12 protein-coding genes and 1 tRNA gene are annotated in these 17,231 nt (G+C 60.9%); 5 read left to right on the top strand and 8 right to left on the bottom strand.

The genetic code is table 11. The features are described from left to right. Positions 1-295 precede the first annotated feature (295 nt). From HYG82_RS36225 to HYG82_RS36210, 4 genes are all read left to right on the top strand, one after another. On the top strand, positions 296-2,767 hold the full coding sequence (locus HYG82_RS36225) for a hypothetical protein (RefSeq protein ID WP_179262320.1): 2,472 nt from the start codon (positions 296-298) through the stop codon (positions 2,765-2,767). A 215-nt stretch (positions 2,768-2,982) separates the two neighbouring features. After that, a complete protein-coding gene (locus HYG82_RS36220; protein ID WP_179262318.1) occupies positions 2,983-3,738 on the top strand; it encodes a DUF5781 family protein in 756 nt (251 codons plus the stop codon). Positions 3,739-3,882: 144 nt separating this feature from the next. Then, a complete protein-coding gene (locus HYG82_RS36215; RefSeq protein WP_179262316.1) occupies positions 3,883-4,578 on the top strand; it encodes a DUF7504 family protein in 696 nt (231 codons plus the stop codon). A gap of 252 nt (positions 4,579-4,830) precedes the next feature. Next, positions 4,831-6,759, top strand: a complete 1,929-nt coding sequence (locus HYG82_RS36210) for a CHAT domain-containing protein (RefSeq protein ID WP_343233065.1) — start codon at positions 4,831-4,833, stop codon at positions 6,757-6,759. 423 nt (positions 6,760-7,182) lie between these two features. Here the strand turns inward: HYG82_RS36210 and HYG82_RS36205 are convergent, their stop codons facing one another. From HYG82_RS36205 to HYG82_RS36170, 8 genes are all read right to left on the bottom strand, one after another. After that, complete coding sequence (locus tag HYG82_RS36205) at positions 7,183-7,791, bottom strand: 30S ribosomal protein S7 (protein ID WP_179262312.1); 609 nt, start codon at positions 7,789-7,791, stop codon at positions 7,183-7,185. Positions 7,792-7,793: 2 nt separating this feature from the next. Continuing rightward, positions 7,794-8,222: a 30S ribosomal protein S12 gene (locus HYG82_RS36200; RefSeq protein WP_049951550.1), complete on the bottom strand. Its 429-nt coding sequence runs from the start codon at positions 8,220-8,222 to the stop codon at positions 7,794-7,796. A gap of 416 nt (positions 8,223-8,638) precedes the next feature. After that, positions 8,639-9,064: a NusA-like transcription termination signal-binding factor gene (locus HYG82_RS36195; protein WP_179262310.1), complete on the bottom strand. Its 426-nt coding sequence runs from the start codon at positions 9,062-9,064 to the stop codon at positions 8,639-8,641. 3 nt (positions 9,065-9,067) lie between these two features. Next, entirely contained in the window at positions 9,068-10,261 is a 1,194-nt protein-coding gene (gene rpoA2, locus HYG82_RS36190; RefSeq protein WP_179262308.1) for a DNA-directed RNA polymerase subunit A'', read from the bottom strand. Beyond that, positions 10,254-13,181 carry a DNA-directed RNA polymerase subunit A' gene (locus tag HYG82_RS36185; RefSeq protein WP_179262306.1) on the bottom strand — a complete coding sequence of 976 codons (2,928 nt, stop codon included), beginning with the start codon at positions 13,179-13,181 and terminating at the stop codon, positions 10,254-10,256. Before HYG82_RS36185 ends, rpoA2 begins: the two co-directional genes overlap by 8 nt. 3 nt (positions 13,182-13,184) lie before the next feature. Then, on the bottom strand, positions 13,185-15,014 hold the full coding sequence (gene rpoB, locus HYG82_RS36180) for a DNA-directed RNA polymerase subunit B (RefSeq protein WP_179262303.1): 1,830 nt from the start codon (positions 15,012-15,014) through the stop codon (positions 13,185-13,187). A 6-nt stretch (positions 15,015-15,020) separates the two neighbouring features. Next, complete coding sequence (locus HYG82_RS36175; protein ID WP_179262301.1) at positions 15,021-16,601, bottom strand: DNA-directed RNA polymerase subunit B''; 1,581 nt, start codon at positions 16,599-16,601, stop codon at positions 15,021-15,023. Further along, complete coding sequence (locus HYG82_RS36170; RefSeq protein WP_179262299.1) at positions 16,602-16,829, bottom strand: DNA-directed RNA polymerase subunit H; 228 nt, start codon at positions 16,827-16,829, stop codon at positions 16,602-16,604. A 322-nt stretch (positions 16,830-17,151) separates the two neighbouring features. Here HYG82_RS36170 and HYG82_RS36165 point away from each other — a divergent pair. Continuing rightward, positions 17,152-17,224 (top strand) — tRNA-Asp (locus HYG82_RS36165). The last annotated feature ends 7 nt before the right edge of the window (positions 17,225-17,231 follow it).

Here is a 17,231-nt window from a genome sequence, read left to right as displayed (position 1 = left end):
TGAGTGAATACCACGCAGTTAGCCGTCGCCACCACCCTGCCTGTTTCGCGATCATGTCACTCGAACGTTCGGAGAGGTCGGTGCACGAAGTTCACACCACGAAAGCGGTCGTAATAGGTCACCGCGTGAACAGGTACACGAACGTTCACGACGTGAACTGAGTTCACGAGGAGAGTATATCCTGCCGTAGTGGGAGAGTGAATCAGGACGCGAAAAGTGGACGAACGCGGCGGATTTCAGTCGGTTTTCGGCTCTTGGCGTTCGCACGGAGATTCGCGTCGGACAACGACATACCATGACAGGAACCAACGACCCAACCAGTCGCCGATCGCTCTTGCGGGCGTTCGGCACAGCATCGATCACTGGCGCAATCGCCGGCTGTTCGGAACGTGCACTCTCGTCGTCTGAGGGGGAGCAAACGCCGGACGACGCCTCCGATACCGACGCTGACCCCGAGTCCGACGACTCGGCCGATACCGGCGGCGACGAACCGACTTACGGAGCGTGTCCCACGGGCGAACTCGACACGGATTGCGACGCCGTCGAGGTTTCGGCCAGCCTCTCGAGCGATACGGTGTGGGGCGAGGAGTGTTCGAACTACCACGTGACCACCGAGATCTGGGTCCGCAACGGTGCGAACCTGGCGATCCGGCCGGGAACGACCGTCACGTTCGCGAGCGGCTCGTCACTGCAGGTCAGAGAGGGATCGAGTCTGACCGCACAGGGGACGTGCGAGGCTCCGATTCGGATGACCGGGGAACAGGAGACGCGAGGATACTGGGGCGGACTGGTCTTCTACGGGTCGAACAATCTCGACAACAAATTGCGACACGTCATCGTCGAGTACGCGGGTGCGAGCCGGAGCCACCACAGCGTACGGAAGGCAGGTATCGAGTTGCTCGACGCTCGTGCCGCCTTCGAGCGATGTACGATCCGCGAGAGCGCGGGTGAGGGTATCTATCTCAAATACGACGCGGCGCTCGACGCGTTCGATCGGTGTCTCGTCACTGCGAACGCGACGGCCGCGGCCTGTCGCGATCAGAGCGCCCACCAGTTTGCCGGCAAGAGTCAGTACACCGGCAACGACGACGACCGGATTCACGTGGCGCCGACGTCCGGCGGCATCTCCGAATCAGTGGACGTGGAGTGGGGAGTCACCGACGCCCGGTACGTGCTGACCGGCGTGACCGACAACTACGGTCGCCTCACGATCGAACCCGGCGCGACCGTCAGCTTCGAGCAAAACGCGGGCCTCAACACGCGAAACGGCGGGAGTCTCACCGCCGTCGGGATGAACGAAGACGAGTCGGTCGCTCCGATCACGTTCACCGGCGAGCAGAAGACTCGCGGCTACTGGCGCGGACTCCAGTTTCAGGACAGCGACCGCACGGAGAACCGACTCGATCACGCAGTCGTCGAGTACGGCGGCTCCGAGTCTTTCCACCACAGCACCGTCGCCGCCAACGTCACCGTCCGCTACGGGTCACGGCTCAGCGTCACCAACACCACCGTGCGCGAGGGTGGCGGCTACGGCGTCTGTTTCAGCTCGAACGAAACCGTCGACGCGTTCCACAACAACACGGTCACGAAGAACGCGGACGGCGCTGCCTGGGTCCGGACCCCGAGTTCGGTCTACTTCTCCGACACGAGCACCTACACCGGCAACGACGACGACCGGATCGACATCGTGCCGACCTCGGGCGGACTTCCCGAGACGATCTCGGATAGCTGGGAAGCCGTCGACGCTCGCTACGTAGTCACCGGGACGGTCACCGTCTACGGCGACCTCACGATCGAACCCGGCGCGACCGTCAGCTTCGATCAGGACGCAGGCCTCGACGTACGTGACGACGGGAGCCTCACTGCAGTCGGCACGAACCAGGACGAGTCGGTCGCTCCGATCACGTTCACCGGCGAGCAGAAGACCCGCGGCTACTGGCAGGGCATCCAGTTCTGTAACACCGATCGGACCGAGAACCGACTCGGCCACGCGGTCGTCGAGTACGGCGGCTCAGAGTCCTTCCACCACAGCACCGTCGCCGCCAACGTCACCGTTCGTGCGGGCTCCCGCCTCAGCGTCGATAGTTCGACCATCCGCGAGGGCGGCGGTTACGGCGTCTGTTTCGGTTCGAACGAGACGATCGATTCGTTCCACACCAACACCGTCACGAGGAACGCGAGCGGCGCCGCGTGGGCCAGAAGTACGAGTTCGCACTTCTTCCCGGATACGAGCACCTACGTCGGCAACGACGACGATCGGATCGACGTTATCCCCACGAGCAGCGGCATCGAGGAGGGATCGACCGTCACGTGGCAGGGCGTCGACGCGCGATACGTCGTCGAGGACGTTCTCGATGTCCAGGGCGATCTCACGATCGAGACCGGTGCGACCGTGAGTTTCGAGAGCGACGCGGGACTACAGGTCTGGTCGACAGGTAGCCTCAACGCAACGGGGACTGCCGACACGCCGATTACGTTTACGGGCGAGCAGAAGACGCCAGGCTTCTGGCGAGGGCTCTCCTACCGAGAGAGCGACCGGGTCGAGAATCGGCTCATCTACGCAGTCGTCGAGTACGCCGGCTCAGGGAGCTTCAACCACCGGGTCGAGCCCGCGAACGTGGCGGCCTACATCGGAGCGCGGCTACTCCTCGAGAACACGACGATTCGCAACGGAGCGGGGTACGGTCTCTACACCAACGCGAGTAACGTGACGACGGTGGCCGTCACCTACGAGAACAACGCCCTCGGTTCGGTGGGGACTGCCTGAATCCGAATCACCCACGCCCTCCATCCCCCGCTCCATTCGGGTCACGCACTTCGTATCGTCTGATCCACGCGAGTGACCGTCCGGGCCGTGTGACCGTCCCGACCACCGTTCCCGACGACACTGTCACTCGACGTATGAAGGCGTGAAACGACGGTCTGCGCCATCTGTCCGCAGCCGTCACTGTAATAGCGATGGAGACCTTGGGACGTATAAGCATGGATATACGCGTCCAGGGCCCGGGTCCGACCGCACCATTTCTCAGCGCCCGGGACCTCTTCGAGACGGAGCACGACCTCTCGCTGCCAGTCCACGTCCACCTGCGGGACGATCCCGACGAACGGACCTGGGCCGCCCACTACGACGATCATCACGTCCTCAATATTTCGAGGCAAGCCGCGTCGTCAGCGATGGCCCGCGAACTCGCCCTCCACGAGTTTTCCCACATGGCCCGCCACGAACAGCGACACCCCTCCCACACGCAGTCGACCGAAGAAGTGCTCTACCTCGCACTGGCCGGCCGCAGCGTCGAACGGCGTAAGCTCTCCCACTGCTATCAAATCGCCAACCACATGAAAGACATCTACGCCGACGACATTACGCTCTCGGTCGGTCCCGGCGAAAAGCTCCTCTCGTTTCTCGAGTCGAGTCTCGCGACTGCGGTCGCCGACCGCCCCGACACGCCGCCGCGCCCGGGGCTCGAGCGCCTCTCCCCGGGCGCCGATCCCGAAATCACGGCGGTGAACGCGGCCTTCGCGCTCGCGCTCGCGGAACGACATGACCTCATCGAAGAGGATCACCGGCTCTACGACCTCGCCCACGCGGCAGCGATGGACGCCCCCGAAATCGAATTCAGTGAGTTCAAGCGTCGGTTCCGCGAGCTCGCCCGCGAACCGGATGCAAGTACCTACCGCCAGGTGCTCGTCGACGCGACCCGCTCGTATATACGCGGTGAGGGTCCGGCCGCGGACTGAACGAACCCGATCACGGATACGATTCGGTCGGCCGAGTCCGTCCGGAACCGCAAGCCGACGGTGTCCAGTGGCGGATCCGACGACTTTACACTTCAACCCGAACATTTATTGTTTGATACCATATATTGCTGGAACATACCAGTGATGTTCGCGGAACCGGACCGCGCGGGGACAGACGACGATGGCTTTGCCAACGAGCTATCACGGTTAAAGCGTCAGGGTGCGTGTGTCCTCGTTATCGGCTCCGTCCGACCCAGCCAACGACGAGATGCGTGTCGACGGCTACTCGGACAGGGGTCGGAAAAAGCCCGCCGACGTGTTCTCATCTCGACAACTGGCGATTTCCGACAGCTTTCGAATCTAGCCGGCGCAATCGATTCGGAAACGCTGTCGTTCATCAACTACGACGTCCAGGCCCGCAGCACCGCCACGAATAGTTCCACGCCTGGAGAGTCCATCACGTCGACGACCGAGGTCGACGCCCTCGCAGACCTCGGCATGGCCATCTCAAACGCGATCGAGTCCTTCGAACGCGACGCAGACGGACTTGAGCCCGCAGAGGTCAGGGTCGGCGTCGATTCGTTGTTACCGTTGCTCGAAGAGTACGGCCGACAGCGCATCTTCAAATTTCTTCATCTGATCAACGGTCTGACGCGAGACGTCAGCGGAATGGCGCACTATCATTTACCAGTAGAACCAAGCGCAAGAATCGTCCCCGTTCTGTCGCCGCTTTTCGACGTGGTCGTCGAATTGCGGGAACGAAACGGCGACACCCAGGAGCGGTGGATGATCGGTGACGGAGCGCACTCTTCGGGATGGCTTTCGGTGAACCCGAAATAGAGAACAGAGCCGTCGCTGCGTCCCGTCCCTCGCTCGTTCCGAACTGAAAGCACACGACGAGGAACAGCCCGACAGACACCCACGAACCGATCATCCGTTTCGATGAAACCGGAATTCGAGCCGACACGAACGGGAGTCGAGATTGTCGATCCGATCGAACGCCACCGGTATCGGTTAACGATAGACGAGCCGAGTTCCCTCCAGCCCGTGTCAAACGATCGGATTCGATTTCCGGTGGAAACAGTAGTACAGGTGACGACCGATACGATTGCGCTACCGACGACCGACCACGTCCTGGTTCGCGACTCCGACGGGACGATGCGAGCAACGGTCCATCCGACCGACGGAGCGGAGTTCCCGTCGGATGAGTACATACTGGATATTTCCGGTCCGCTGAAGGTCTACGCCGACGTTCACAGTGCGGTTCGGATTTACTCCGATGCGGAACGGACGCACGTCGCGTTCGACGATGCGACGCAGGTGATCCTCGGCGCCCGGTCGTTCCACGAGCGGCCAGCGGGGACGATTGCGACGACGTCGAATCCGATCGACGTCATGGCAGCCGTTTCTGCGTTCGGCTCGGCGTTGAAGACGACGTCGCCCGAACGTTCCTATCCGACGCTCCGCGGACATCCGCCGCGACTCGAGCTCGGAGACGAGCTACGAATTCCCGACGGCTTCGAGCGAACTGACACCGGCGTTCGAATAGAAGTTCCCGCGTCACTCCGAGACGTATTCGTTATCGCACCGCTCGCGTACTATCTCGGCGCGGACGTCCGTTCCGGCTCGAGTCCCCAGATCGCCATCGATACCGGTTTCACGTACGCTCTCAACGGAGACGACGGGTTCGAACACAACGTCGAGCGAGTAATGAGACAGGTGTTTTTTCTCGATTGCCTGGTTCGAACCACGGGAACCACTCAGCTCCCGCTGCACGAACGCAAAGCGGTCGAATCGCTCCTCGAATTCGACTTCGAAACAGCGTATCACCAACCGCTCGACGAACGGCTCGAGACCTACCTCGACGTGTCGTTCACTGCTCTGGAGCCGTCTCTCCCCGACTGGCAATTCGAAACGCGGCTGAAGCCGACCGAGGAGCACGTCGAGTTCCTTCCGTTCGTCGCGAACGCTCTCGCGGTCGTCAGTGTGGAAAACGGGAGTACGACCACGGGTCACCGGCAGCCAGCCGTCGAAGAAGCAATCGAGGAGTTTACTCGAGACGAGTTCGGCCACCGATCACTGTTGCGAACCGCTCGTGGCAACGGGATCGTCGCACCGTCGACACAGTCACAACAGCGTTCGACGTTGCAACAAGCCTGGACCGGTATCGACGGTTCGGAGATCGTCAGTACCACCCCGCTTGCCGCCTACGAAAATAGCATCGGCCGAACGCCGAAAGACGGCCCGCTCGAGATAGCGGCCGTCTGCAACGATCAGGACATGCTCACGGAACTCGAGAACGTCAACAACACGTATGGAACGCGCGAGGAATTGCCGTTCGAGATTACGGTTCATCAGGACCTCTCCCGAGACGAACTTACGGAAGTGCTGGCGACCGACAGCGACTTTTTCCACTATATCGGGCACATCGACGACGCGGGATTCCGGTGTTCGGATGGGGTACTGGATGCGACGACGCTCGATTCCGTCGGCATACAGGCATTCTTGTTGAACGCGTGTCAGTCACACGATCAAGGACTGGCCCTCGTCGAGGCCGGAAGCATCGGCGGGATTGTGACACTCCAGAACGTCGTCAACAGCGGTGCAGTCAGTATCGGAAGTACGATCGCTCAATTACTCAACCGCGGCTTCCCACTCTACGCAGCGCTGGATATCGCTCGGCAAGCAAGCGTCGTGGGGCAACACTACGTTATGGTTGGCGACGGGCGAACGACGATAGCGCAGGCAGAAACAGGGGTGCCAAATGCATGTACCGTTACGCGAACAACTGACGGGCTTGTCGCAGAGATTATCATGTACACCTCAGCAGAAATCCGACGGGGGTGTGTCTTCTCACCGTACCTCGATCCAGTCACGACGTACTACGTGCTTCCCCGAAAAACGGGAAACATTCGTGTGACTGAGGCAGAACTCATGGAATTCTTCGATACGGGTCAGTTCCCAGTTCTCCTCGACGGGACGATTCACTGGAGTGACGATATCGTCTCGATTGGACGCTAATCTCATGGCCCCGTAAAGAGACCGCCGTTTACTGTTGTGCCACGCCATACCTGTGCCAGCAACCGGTGGTCCACACTCGAGAAACGCATCATCTATCGATACTGTACCGGATATTGTGTAGTGGTCGGGCGCTCCAAATATTGTCCAGTTTCGGCATATATCATTCTTCAAGATGGACTATATGATAATGAACGTATTTTAATATCACATACAGAATGTTAATAATATCATTCCGGAACCTGCCGGTCGAAAACCGGTGGCGCACAGTTCACCCAGTCGACCAGTGGGACGGCGATCGGTGCGACTCATCGATTGGGGGACACGTATGCGAACTCGCCACCGGAACCGACTCGCCGAGCAACGAGACGACCTCATAGACCTGTCAGAAGAGGTGCCGCTCGACGAACAAAAACGTAAATCGCGTTACCGTGCGGCTGCCGCAACGCGCTCTTTCTCTTCTTTCTGGCTGATCGCGTAGGTCTGGACGTCGTAGTTGGCCCCGCCGATGAGTTGGCGAGCGATAGCTTCCTCGACCGACGTCGCTGTCTTGAACGAAGCGTTTTGGACCCCTTCGGCGAGGAACTTCAGCGCCTGATCGACTCGCCGCTGCGGAGCGACGTCGACAGCTTTTGGGACCGAAATGCCACCGTATTTCAGGCGGACGGTCTCCTCCCGCGGGGCGGCGTTTTCGACGGCCGTCACGAGGACCTGAACGGGATTTTCTTCGGTGCGTTCGTTGATGATATCGAACGCATCACGGACGTAGTTGAGCGACTGCTGTTTCTTGCCCGTGTTCTCCTCGGTCTGCATCAAACGATTGATGAATCGTTCGACGATCGAGACCTGAGACTTCTTGAATTGCTTGCTGGCATGGCGACCCGCGGTGTGGGCGACGGGGGTGACGGTGATATACCGCTCGGTCGAGGGGTCGTCGTAATCGATTTCGCCGATTTCCCACGTGCCAAAGAGCTTCGCGGAAACCTCTGCACCGCCGGCCGGCGCATCAGGGTCGGGTTGGTCTTCTGCAGCCATCGTTATCGCACCGGTTTCTCGGCGTTTCCGCGAACGAGTTCCTTCATCGCGACGCCGTTGACCTTGTCGACTTTGTAGTTGACGCCGGAAAGGTCACCCATCGCACGACCCTTCGCCCCACCGATTCCGGCGATGGTGACTTCGTCGTGTTCGTCGATGAACGAGATGGCGCCGTCACCGGGACAGAAGGCGGTGACTTGTTTTCCGTTCTTGATCAGCTGTACCCGGACGCACTTTCGGATCGCCGAGTTGGGCTGTTTAGCCTCGATGCCGACCTTTTCGAGTACGATACCGCGAGCCTGGGGTGCACCCTCGAGGGGGTCCGACTTCTCGCGAAGTCCACGGGCGCGACGCGCGTAATCCGAGTCGGACCACCGCTGATTCTGGCGGTCCTTCTTGAGCTTGCGCGCGGCGTATTTGCCGTTTGCCATAGTACCCGTCGCTATCCGACGAAGGCACTTAAGCGACCCGTTTCGAATCTCCGTTACGGCTCGAGAATCGACGATGGGCCCGAACGAAGGAATCTGAGCGGGTTTCATCACCGAACAGTTGCTCTCGACCGGTCCGTGCCGTTGCTCGAACCTGGTGTCGACCCTGACGGACCAAGCGCCTGCGCGGAGTCGCGTTCGGATCGTAAGCAGCGGTGCCGGTCGAAGACTGGAAACGGATCCGATTGGGACAGTACCGTTCGTTTCCACCGACCGACGAGATCAATACCGCGAACGAAACGACGGCCGAGAGTACCGTAGACGCACAGAACGACCGCAATACCACGACCGAACGCGAAAATAGCTCACTCTCGAGTCGCTGATCCGGCCTACCGAACCACCCGCTCCCAAACCGGCGGTCAGATCAGCTGTACGTCGTCGATATCGAAATGGCGCTTCGCGAGGGTGCGTGCGGCATCGATCGTTCGTCCGTTCGTACCGATCGCGACGCCGTGATCGTCTTCGGCTACCTCAACGTAGGCGACGGTATCGGTATTCTCGCTGATGGTAACGTTGTACACGGCCGCCGGTGCGAGCGCGTTTGCGACGAATTCCTCGGGATCGTCCGACCCTTCGATGAGACGGACCTGTGCATCGATGCGCGCCTCGAACCGTTTTACCGTTCGGCCATCGGGGCCGATCGCCTCGCTCATCCCACCGCGTTCGACGACGATCAACAGCCGATCGCCGCCCTCGGTGACGAGACAGTCTCGGCCGTCGACGCCGGTGACGTCCTCGAAGGCGGCCAGGAACCGCCGTGCGGTATCATCGAGGGTTACGCCCATCGATCAGTCGGCCTGACTGCTGCCTGACGTGGTCGATCCCATTCGGAGGTCGACGTCGCCGGTGCCGAGCTTGATCGGCTTGCCGACGATAACGTTTTCCGTGACACCGTCGAGATCGTCGATCTCGCCGTGGATTGCAGCATTGAGGAGGTGGTTGACCGTCACCTCGAATGCGGCACGAGCGAGGACCGACTCCTTCGAGCCCGAGATACCGTGGCGCCCGATCGACTCGATCTCGCCGCGGTTGGTCATGATGTCCGCGACGAGCATCAGATGGCGGACGTTTACGTCGTCCAGCCCCTGCTCGGCCAGCGTGTTGTTCGTCTCCTCGATGATCGCTTCGCGCGCCGCCTCGATACCGAGGTTACGCCGGATCTCGTGGATGTTGTTACACGTCGTCCGCGAGGCATCGACGCCCTCGATCTCTAAGACGTCGCCGAACGCCGATCCCTCGGTGTAGAGGACGAACTCTTCGCCCTCATCGAGTTCTTCGCGACGGATGACGACCCGAGAGATGTCTTCGATACCCTTGAACGTGATATCGCGAAGTTCCTCGACGAGTTGCAGCAGGTCCCGATACGAGGGTTCTTCCGGACCGAACTCGATCTGGGTTCCCTGTTGGACCGTACTGACGCCCAACGAGTCCTCGATGATTTCTGCAACCTCTTCGGGCGTGATCATCCGCTCTTTTAAGGTGTCCTGATTGAGCGAAATCTGAACGCGCATGTCAGCGACGTTCGTCGAGACGTCGCCCAGTGCGAGAATCTTCGTCGCCTCGATCTTCCAGACGACTTCGTGAGCGCGCTCGCGCTCGGTCGCGTACTCGCCTTCGAGGTAGACGGTCATCATCGGCGTGTCAGGAGTCTTCCGGGCGTCGACCAGTTCGATCAATCGCGGCAGCCCCTGGGTCACGTCGATCTCGGCGACACCCGCATAGTGGAACGTGTTCATCGTTAGCTGAGTCCCGGGTTCGCCGATCGACTGGGCCGACACCGTTCCGACGGGGTCGAGCGGGTCGACCCGGGTATCCAGGTAGCGGGTCTCGACCGCCTTGGCGAGTTCGTCGGCGTCCGCGACTGTCGCACCGTCGCGGGCCTCGAGCGTTTCGTAGACCTCGTTTTTGAGCCGCCGCGGGAGGTCCGTGTCCTCGACGACCGCGATCGTGTCGTCGTCGACGTCGTAGCTGACCTCAGTCATCGGAGGTCACCTCCGTTCCCTCGGCGAGCCGGTCGTCGGCGTGTTCCGAGAGGTTCGTCGGTCGCGGCCTCGATCCGAGGAATTCCTGTTTTTCGGCCTCGGATGCGAACTCGGAGTCGAGCACACGGTCGGCGATATGTGCGACGTCGATGTTGTTCTCGTCGCCGGAAGACACCTTGACCGGAGAGGTTCCGTCTTCACCGAACTCGAACTGGACGATCGTATCCGACGTATCGCGAACGGTGCCGTCGTATTGCGTCTCGAGTTCGGAGAGGGCGTTGATCAGCCGGCGCTGCAGGTAACCGGATTTCGACGTTCGGACCGCAGTGTCGACCAGCCCTTCGCGACCACCCATCGCGTGGAAGAAGAATTCCCGCGGAGTCAGGCCGCTCGTGTAGGAGTTCTCGACGAAGCCGTGTGCCTCAGCAGACAGGTCGTCCGGCTCGTAGTGTGAGAGGGTGCGATCTTCGTATCCCCGATTGATCCGCTCGCCTCGGACAGCCTGCTGGCCGACGGCACCGGCCATCTGGGTCAGATTGAGCATCGACCCACGCGCACCGGAGTTTGCCATGACGACGGCGGGATTGTCGTCCTGGAAGTGCTCGTCGGCGATGTTTCCTGCGTTGTCACGCGCACGCGAGAGCGTTTGCATGATTTTCATCTCGAGCGTCTCGTCGATCGTTCGGCCGGGGAGACTCTCCAGTTCGCCCCGCTCGTAGGCCTCGATCAGTTCTTCGACGCGGTCGTTAGCGTCGGTGATCGTTTCGTCGATACGAGACTGGGCCTCCTCAGGGATGGTCTCGTCGTCGATACCGATCGAGAACCCGAAGTGCATGATCGCCCGCATCGCCAGGGTCGACACCTCGTTGATGAAGATCCGCGAGCGTGTGTTGCCATAGATCTTCGTGATCGTGTCGACGATCTCGCCGCCGAACTCGCCGACTTCGTCTTCGGCGATGGTACCCTCGATCAACTGGCCGTCTTCGATGACGACTTCGTCGCCGACGGTGCCGGTGAACTCGAGGGAGAGGTCGTCGGGCAGGAGTTCGGAGAAAACGTCGTAACCCGTCCAGAACGGCTCGCCCTCGTCGTCGATTCCGCTGGGGTCGGGCAGTTCGTCGATCCGGGTGGCACGGAGCAGATCCAGTGCTTGCGTCTCGTTGAACCGGGGGTTGTCGTTGGTAAGCAGGTACATCCCGGAGATGTGGTCCTGGATGGCTCCGATGATGTTCTCACCGAAGCGCGGGCTCAGGATCTGCTCTTGAACGCGCATGAGGACGCGCGCCTCGGCGCGCGCTTCCTCGTTTTGCAGCGCGTGCATGTTCATCTCGTCGCCGTCGAAGTCAGCGTTGTACGGCGGACAGACGACGGTGTTCAGGCGGAACGTCTTGTACGGCATGACCACGACCTCGTGGGCCATGATCGACATCCGGTGGAGCGATGGCTGACGGTTGAAGATGACGATGTCACCGTCGATGAGGTGGCGGTTGACCTCCCAGCCGGCTTCGACTTTCTCCGCGAGTTGCTCGCAGTTCTTTTCGGTCACCTTCAGCCGTCGACCGTCGGGTCGGCGGACGTAGTTCGCTCCGGGATGGCCCTCGGGGCCGTTCGAAACGAACCGCCGGGCGTCGGCCAGGTTACGCTCGGTGACGTTCATCGTCTGGGTCATCTCCTTTGCAACGCGGTCCGGAACGCCGACTTCGTTCAGCGAAAGCGTCGGGTCCGGCGAGATGACGGTCCGAGCGGAGAAGTTGACCCGCTTTCCGGACAGCGAGCCGCGGAAACGACCCTCCTTCCCCTTGAGCCGCTGAGAAAGCGTCTTGAGCGGTCGGCCAGAACGGTGACGGGCTGGTGGCGTCCCCGAAATCTCGTTGTCCATGAACGTCGTCACGTGGTACTGGAGGAGCTCCCAGAGGTCCTCGATGATCAGTTGGGGTGCGCCCGCCTCGCGATTCTCCATGAATCGCTGGTTGATCCGGATGATGTCGACTAGCTTGTGCGTGAGGTCGTCCTCGGATCGCTGACCGTTATCCAGCGTGATCGACGGTCGAGCGGTAACAGGCGGCACCGGGAGGACGGTGAGGATCATCCACTCGGGGCGGGATCGCTCGGGGTTGATCCCCAGCACCTCGATGTCTTCGTCCGGGATGTTCTCGAACCAGTCCCGGATGTCGCTCGGCATCAGCTTGTTCGTGTCCTCTTCCGTGAGGTCGATGTCGAGTGCCGTTTCGATGGCCTTGCGCTGACTCTCCCGCGGCCGGAAGGAACCGGAGAGAATTTCGTTGACTCGCGTCAGTTCGATATCGGTCTTTTCGGCGAGTTCGTCCGGCGTCGTACGGTCGACGCCGGCTTCCTCGTCGCCCTGCATTGCACCTGCGATGCGCTGGGAGTACTCGCTCGTGAGTACCTGCTGGACCTCGTAGTAGGTCGTCGGCTTCTCGTGGTCGATGTCGTACTGAATCTCGGCGCAGAACGGACATCGATCTTTCTTGCGCGCCTGTCGAATCGCGGCCTTGGTCACGTCGTTTAGGTCCCGGCTCAATTTCCGGGACTCCTCGAGTTGGCCGCGGAACTCGTCGCGTTCGTCCTCGGTCAGCAGGAGCCGCGAACACTCTCGGCAGGTTCCCCGCAGAAGCCGCCGGATGAGCTTCGTGAAGCCGACGTGGATAACCGGCGCGGCCAGTTCGATGTGACCGAAGTGGCCGTTACAGGAGCCGGAGTGTTTTCCGCAGGTCTTGCACTCGAGGCCGGGGTCGATGACGCCCAGCCGTGGGTCCATAAGCCCCATGTCGATGGGGAAGCCGTCGTCGTCGTAGGTGTCGGCGGTGATGATCTTCGTCGCGCTCATCTCCCGATACTCTTCGGGCTCCATGAGCCCGAACGAGATCCGTCCGATGTCTTTTGGTGTACTGTTTTGCATGATTTAGACGGCGTCCTCCAGTTCGAGTCGCGGCGCGATACCCAGCGCTTTCATTTCGTCGAGCAAGAGCTTGAACGCGTAGCTCATCTCGATCTCGTGGATATCGGTCTCTTCGTCGCAGTTCGGGCAGTAGACGCGCCGTTGTTCGACGTTTTCGACAGCGCTCATCCCACAGTTCGCACAGACGTGGATGAACTCGCGGTCGGACTCGTCCAGCAGTCGTTCCTTGAGCGTCATGGCCGCTCCGTGGCCGATGAACACGTCGCGTTCCATCTCCCCGATACGCAGTCCGCCCTCGCGAGCGCGACCTTCCGTCGGCTGGCGGGTCAACACCTGCACCGGCCCGCGCGAACGGGCGTGCAGCTTGTTCGAAACCATGTGGTAGAGCTTCTGGTAGAAGATGACTCCGACGAAGATTTCGGCCTCGATCTTTTCGCCGGTGATCCCGGAGTACATGGTTTCCTTGCCGGCGGAATCGAAGCCGGCATCTTCGAGCCCCTCTCGGAGTTCATCTTTGTCCTCGCCGAGGAACGGCGTCCCGTCGACGCGACGGCCTTCCATCGCGCCGAGTTTCCCGCCGATCATCTCGAGGATGTGGCCGACAGTCATCCGCGAGGGCAACGCGTGGGGGTTCAACACGAGGTCGGGGACGACGCCCTCCTCGGTGAAGGGCATGTCTTCCTGCGGTGCGAGGTGGCCGACGACTCCCTTCTGGCCGTGCCGGCTGGCGAACTTGTCCCCGAGTTCGGGAATCCGCTCGTCGCGTACCGAGACCTTCGAGAGTTTCGACCCGTCTTCGCCCTCCATGAGGGTGACGGTGTCGACGATCCCCGACTCGCCCGAACGCATCGTGACTGACGTTTCGCGGCGCTTCTGGGGCGAAAGGCCACCCATGTCGTCGGGTTCCTCGAGGAATCGCGGCGGACTCGTCTTGCCCAGCAGAACGGAGTTCTCGTCGACGTCCGTCTCGGGGTTGACGAGGCCGTCCTCGTCGAGGTGATTGTACGCTTCTTCCCCGCGAGCGCCGCGAACGTCCTGGCTCGGTATTTCGAAGCGGTCCTCCTGCCCGCCAGGATACCGCCGTTCCTCGCCCTCGTAGGTGCGGAAGAAATGCGAGCGGGCGAGTGCTCGCTCGACGCTGGCCTTGTTCATGACCAGCGCGTCTTCGATGTTGAACCCTTCGTAGCTCATCACGGCGACGACGAAGTTCTGCGCCGCCGGGCGCTCGTCGTAACCGATCTGTTCGGTCGTCTGGGTTTTCACCATCGAGAGCTGCGGATAGTGCAGCAGGTGCTGGCGCGTATCCGGCCGAATCCGATAGTTCGCGCTCGGCAGTCCGAGCGACTGCTTGATCATCCCGGCCCCCATCGTAATGCGGGGACTTGCGTTGTGCTCGGGATACGGAATCATCCCTGCACCGATCGAGAAGATCAGCGACGGGTCGATCTCGAGGTGCGTGTGTTTTCCAGTGAGATCGTCTTCGTCGACAGCGACCAGAATGTCCTCTTCTTCCTCGGCATCGATGAACTCGATGTAGCCGTGATCGACGAGGTCCTCGAACTCGAGGTCGCCGTCGTGAAGCGCGTCGATTTCCTGGTCGGAGATGCGAGGTTCACCGTCCTCGACGACCAGCAGCGGCCGCCGGGCTCGGCCCGCGTCGGCGTTGACGATCACTTCGCGGGTTCGGTCTTTCACCGACACGTTGACCATTTCGCTTACGTCGCCGATGCGTCGTGCTTCGCGGATCTGTTCTGCGAGTTCGTGTGGATCGGGATGGGTCCCCACCAGCGACCCGTTGACGTAGACTTTCGCCTCTCGTTCTTGACTGCTCATGATTGCTTAATCGTCTCCTGACGCCGTCGTCCGTTCGATGCCTTCGAGGCCGGGAATGCCCTCGACACCCATCGATGCCAGTTCGCGTTTGAGTTCCTGTTCGTCCTCGACGTTCTGGGACAGTTCCATCGACTGCGCGAAGTTCTTCACCAGACCACAGTTCGGTCCCTCCGGCGTTTCGGACGGGCCGATACGTCCCCACTGGGTCGCGTGCAGGTCCCGCGCTTCGAAGTGTGGCTGCGACCGTGAGAGCGGACTCCGAAGTCGTCGCAGGTGGCTGAGCACACCCATGAAGTCGGTCCGATCCACTAGCTGGGAGACCCCGGAGCGACCTCCGACCCAGTTCCCCGTTGCGATCGGATGCTCGAGCCGTTCGGTGAGGACGTCCGAGCGGACGACCGTGTTCACCGAAAGCTGCCGATTGCGCATGTTCGCTCGCTCGAGCTGATACTTGACGTCCCGTGCGAGCTTATTCAGCGCAGTCCGGAACAGGTCTTTCATCAGGTCGCCGCTGACCTTCAGCCGCTTGTTCGCGTAGTGGTCCTTGTCGTCGGATTCGCGGCGGCCAAGCGCGAGTTCGAAACAGGCCTCCGCCATCCGACAGAGGTAATGGGCCTTGTTGATCCGAACGTCTTCCTCCTCGACACCGTCTTCGTGGAGGTGCGGAAGGAGATAGCGGTCGATGACGTAGTTGGCACGCTTGAGCTGGTAATTCTTCCCCTGGCCGGAGGCGACGCGCTTACCGAGCGCCTCGATGGCTTGCTCTTCGGTCTGGACGTCTGCTTCCTCCAGGTTCTCGAGCATGTACTTGACGACCTCGGGATCGTTCGAGACCTTGTGGACGATTTCTTCGTCGCTCTCGAGTCCGAGGGCACGAACCAGCGTCACGAAGTTGATCGAACCCGATACCGAGGGGAACGAAACTTCGAGCAGGCCGTCACGAGTGCGCTCACACAGCACCAGTGCGCGGTAGCCACGTCGTTGCGAGAAGGTCTTTGCGACCTGAATCTCGTCGCCGTATTTGGTGTCGTACTCCGCGAGGATCTTGTTCGGCGCGAGGTCCTCGCTGGTCATCAGTACTCGCTCCGAGCCGTTGACGATGAAGTAGCCGCCGGGATCGGCGGGGTCCTCGCCGATTTCGATCAGTTCCTCGTCTGAGAAGCCGGCGATGTTACACTTTTCGGAGCCGACCATGATCGGCATCCGGCCGATTTTCGTCTCCGTCGAGTCGACGACCCGCTGGTCGCCCTCCTCGCCTTTCACGATGGACATCTCCATGAAGACCGGCGCGGAGTAAGTGATGTTGCGAAGGCGGGCCTCCTGTGGATAGAGCAGTTCTTCGGAGCCGTCCGCTTCTCGAACTCGCGGGGTGACGACGCGGACGTCGCCCAGTTCGACATGGACCGGTTCTTCGCCTTCTTTGTCGCCGATGTCCGTGTCGATCGTTTCCTTCTCGTCGACGACTTCTTGCATTCCTCGATTGAGGAAGGCGTTGAACGAGCGGTAGTGGTGTTCGGCGATTCGTTCCTTCGAGAAGTATTCGCGCGAGATTTCTCGCCGTTCGTCGCGGTTCAGTTCCATTGCCATTTATTCTACCACGAGCCGGTATACGATTGCTTGATCAGTTGTACGTGAATCCCGGACGATCTTGATGACGTCGCCGATCTCAGCCTCGTCCGGGAGGGCGGGATCGTTGCGTTTGATCTTCGGTAAATCTGTACGGTCGATATCGTATTCCGCGAGCACGTCCGCGAGGACATCCTCCTCGAGAACGGTGTGCTCGGGAACCAGGTCGTGTTGGCTTACATCTACCATGGATTGGTGTGGGTGTGCGTGTTGGCTATCGGGAGAGAAGCGGCTGTCACGAGATACTACAGGCAGATAGCGGCGGCAGGCATTTAACGGTTACTAAGTCGGCGCACAAGCAGAGCTATCCGGCCGGGGCGAACCTGACCGGGACGAACGATCACACACGAGAGTATCCGGTTCTCAGTTATATTCCTTGTGGACCGTGCGAAATTGTACCACGATGGAGCAGGGGGCAGTGCTCGAGTCGAGTCCGTGTCCCGATTGACCGTACCACACGGGACCCGATTGAAAAGCCTTAATACTACCACCGGGCAACGATGAGTCGGAAGCCCGGGTGGTGTAGTGGCCCATCATACGACCCTGTCACGGTCGTGACGCGGGTTCAAATCCCGCCTCGGGCGCTTCTAC

The organism is Natrinema halophilum (genome assembly GCF_013402815.2).
GTDB classification, from domain to species: domain Archaea; phylum Halobacteriota; class Halobacteria; order Halobacteriales; family Natrialbaceae; genus Natrinema; species Natrinema halophilum.
This window is presented reverse-complemented; position numbering and strand designations above follow the sequence as displayed.

Bases quoted from the DNA above. Each gene is read 5' to 3' on its own strand.
- HYG82_RS36225 (WP_179262320.1), top strand. From the start codon at position 296: ATGACAGGAACCAACGACCCAACCAGTCGCCGATCGCTCTTGCGGGCG.
- HYG82_RS36220 (WP_179262318.1), top strand. From the start codon at position 2,983: ATGGATATACGCGTCCAGGGCCCGGGTCCGACCGCACCATTTCTCAGC.
- HYG82_RS36215 (WP_179262316.1), top strand. From the start codon at position 3,883: ATGTTCGCGGAACCGGACCGCGCGGGGACAGACGACGATGGCTTTGCC.
- HYG82_RS36205 (WP_179262312.1), bottom strand. From the start codon at position 7,791: ATGGCTGCAGAAGACCAACCCGACCCTGATGCGCCGGCCGGCGGTGCA.
- HYG82_RS36200 (WP_049951550.1), bottom strand. From the start codon at position 8,222: ATGGCAAACGGCAAATACGCCGCGCGCAAGCTCAAGAAGGACCGCCAG.
- HYG82_RS36195 (WP_179262310.1), bottom strand. From the start codon at position 9,064: ATGGGCGTAACCCTCGATGATACCGCACGGCGGTTCCTGGCCGCCTTC.
- rpoA2 (WP_179262308.1), bottom strand. From the start codon at position 10,261: ATGACTGAGGTCAGCTACGACGTCGACGACGACACGATCGCGGTCGTC.
- HYG82_RS36185 (WP_179262306.1), bottom strand. From the start codon at position 13,181: ATGCAAAACAGTACACCAAAAGACATCGGACGGATCTCGTTCGGGCTC.
- rpoB (WP_179262303.1), bottom strand. From the start codon at position 15,014: ATGAGCAGTCAAGAACGAGAGGCGAAAGTCTACGTCAACGGGTCGCTG.
- HYG82_RS36175 (WP_179262301.1), bottom strand. From the start codon at position 16,601: ATGGCAATGGAACTGAACCGCGACGAACGGCGAGAAATCTCGCGCGAA.
- HYG82_RS36170 (WP_179262299.1), bottom strand. From the start codon at position 16,829: ATGGTAGATGTAAGCCAACACGACCTGGTTCCCGAGCACACCGTTCTC.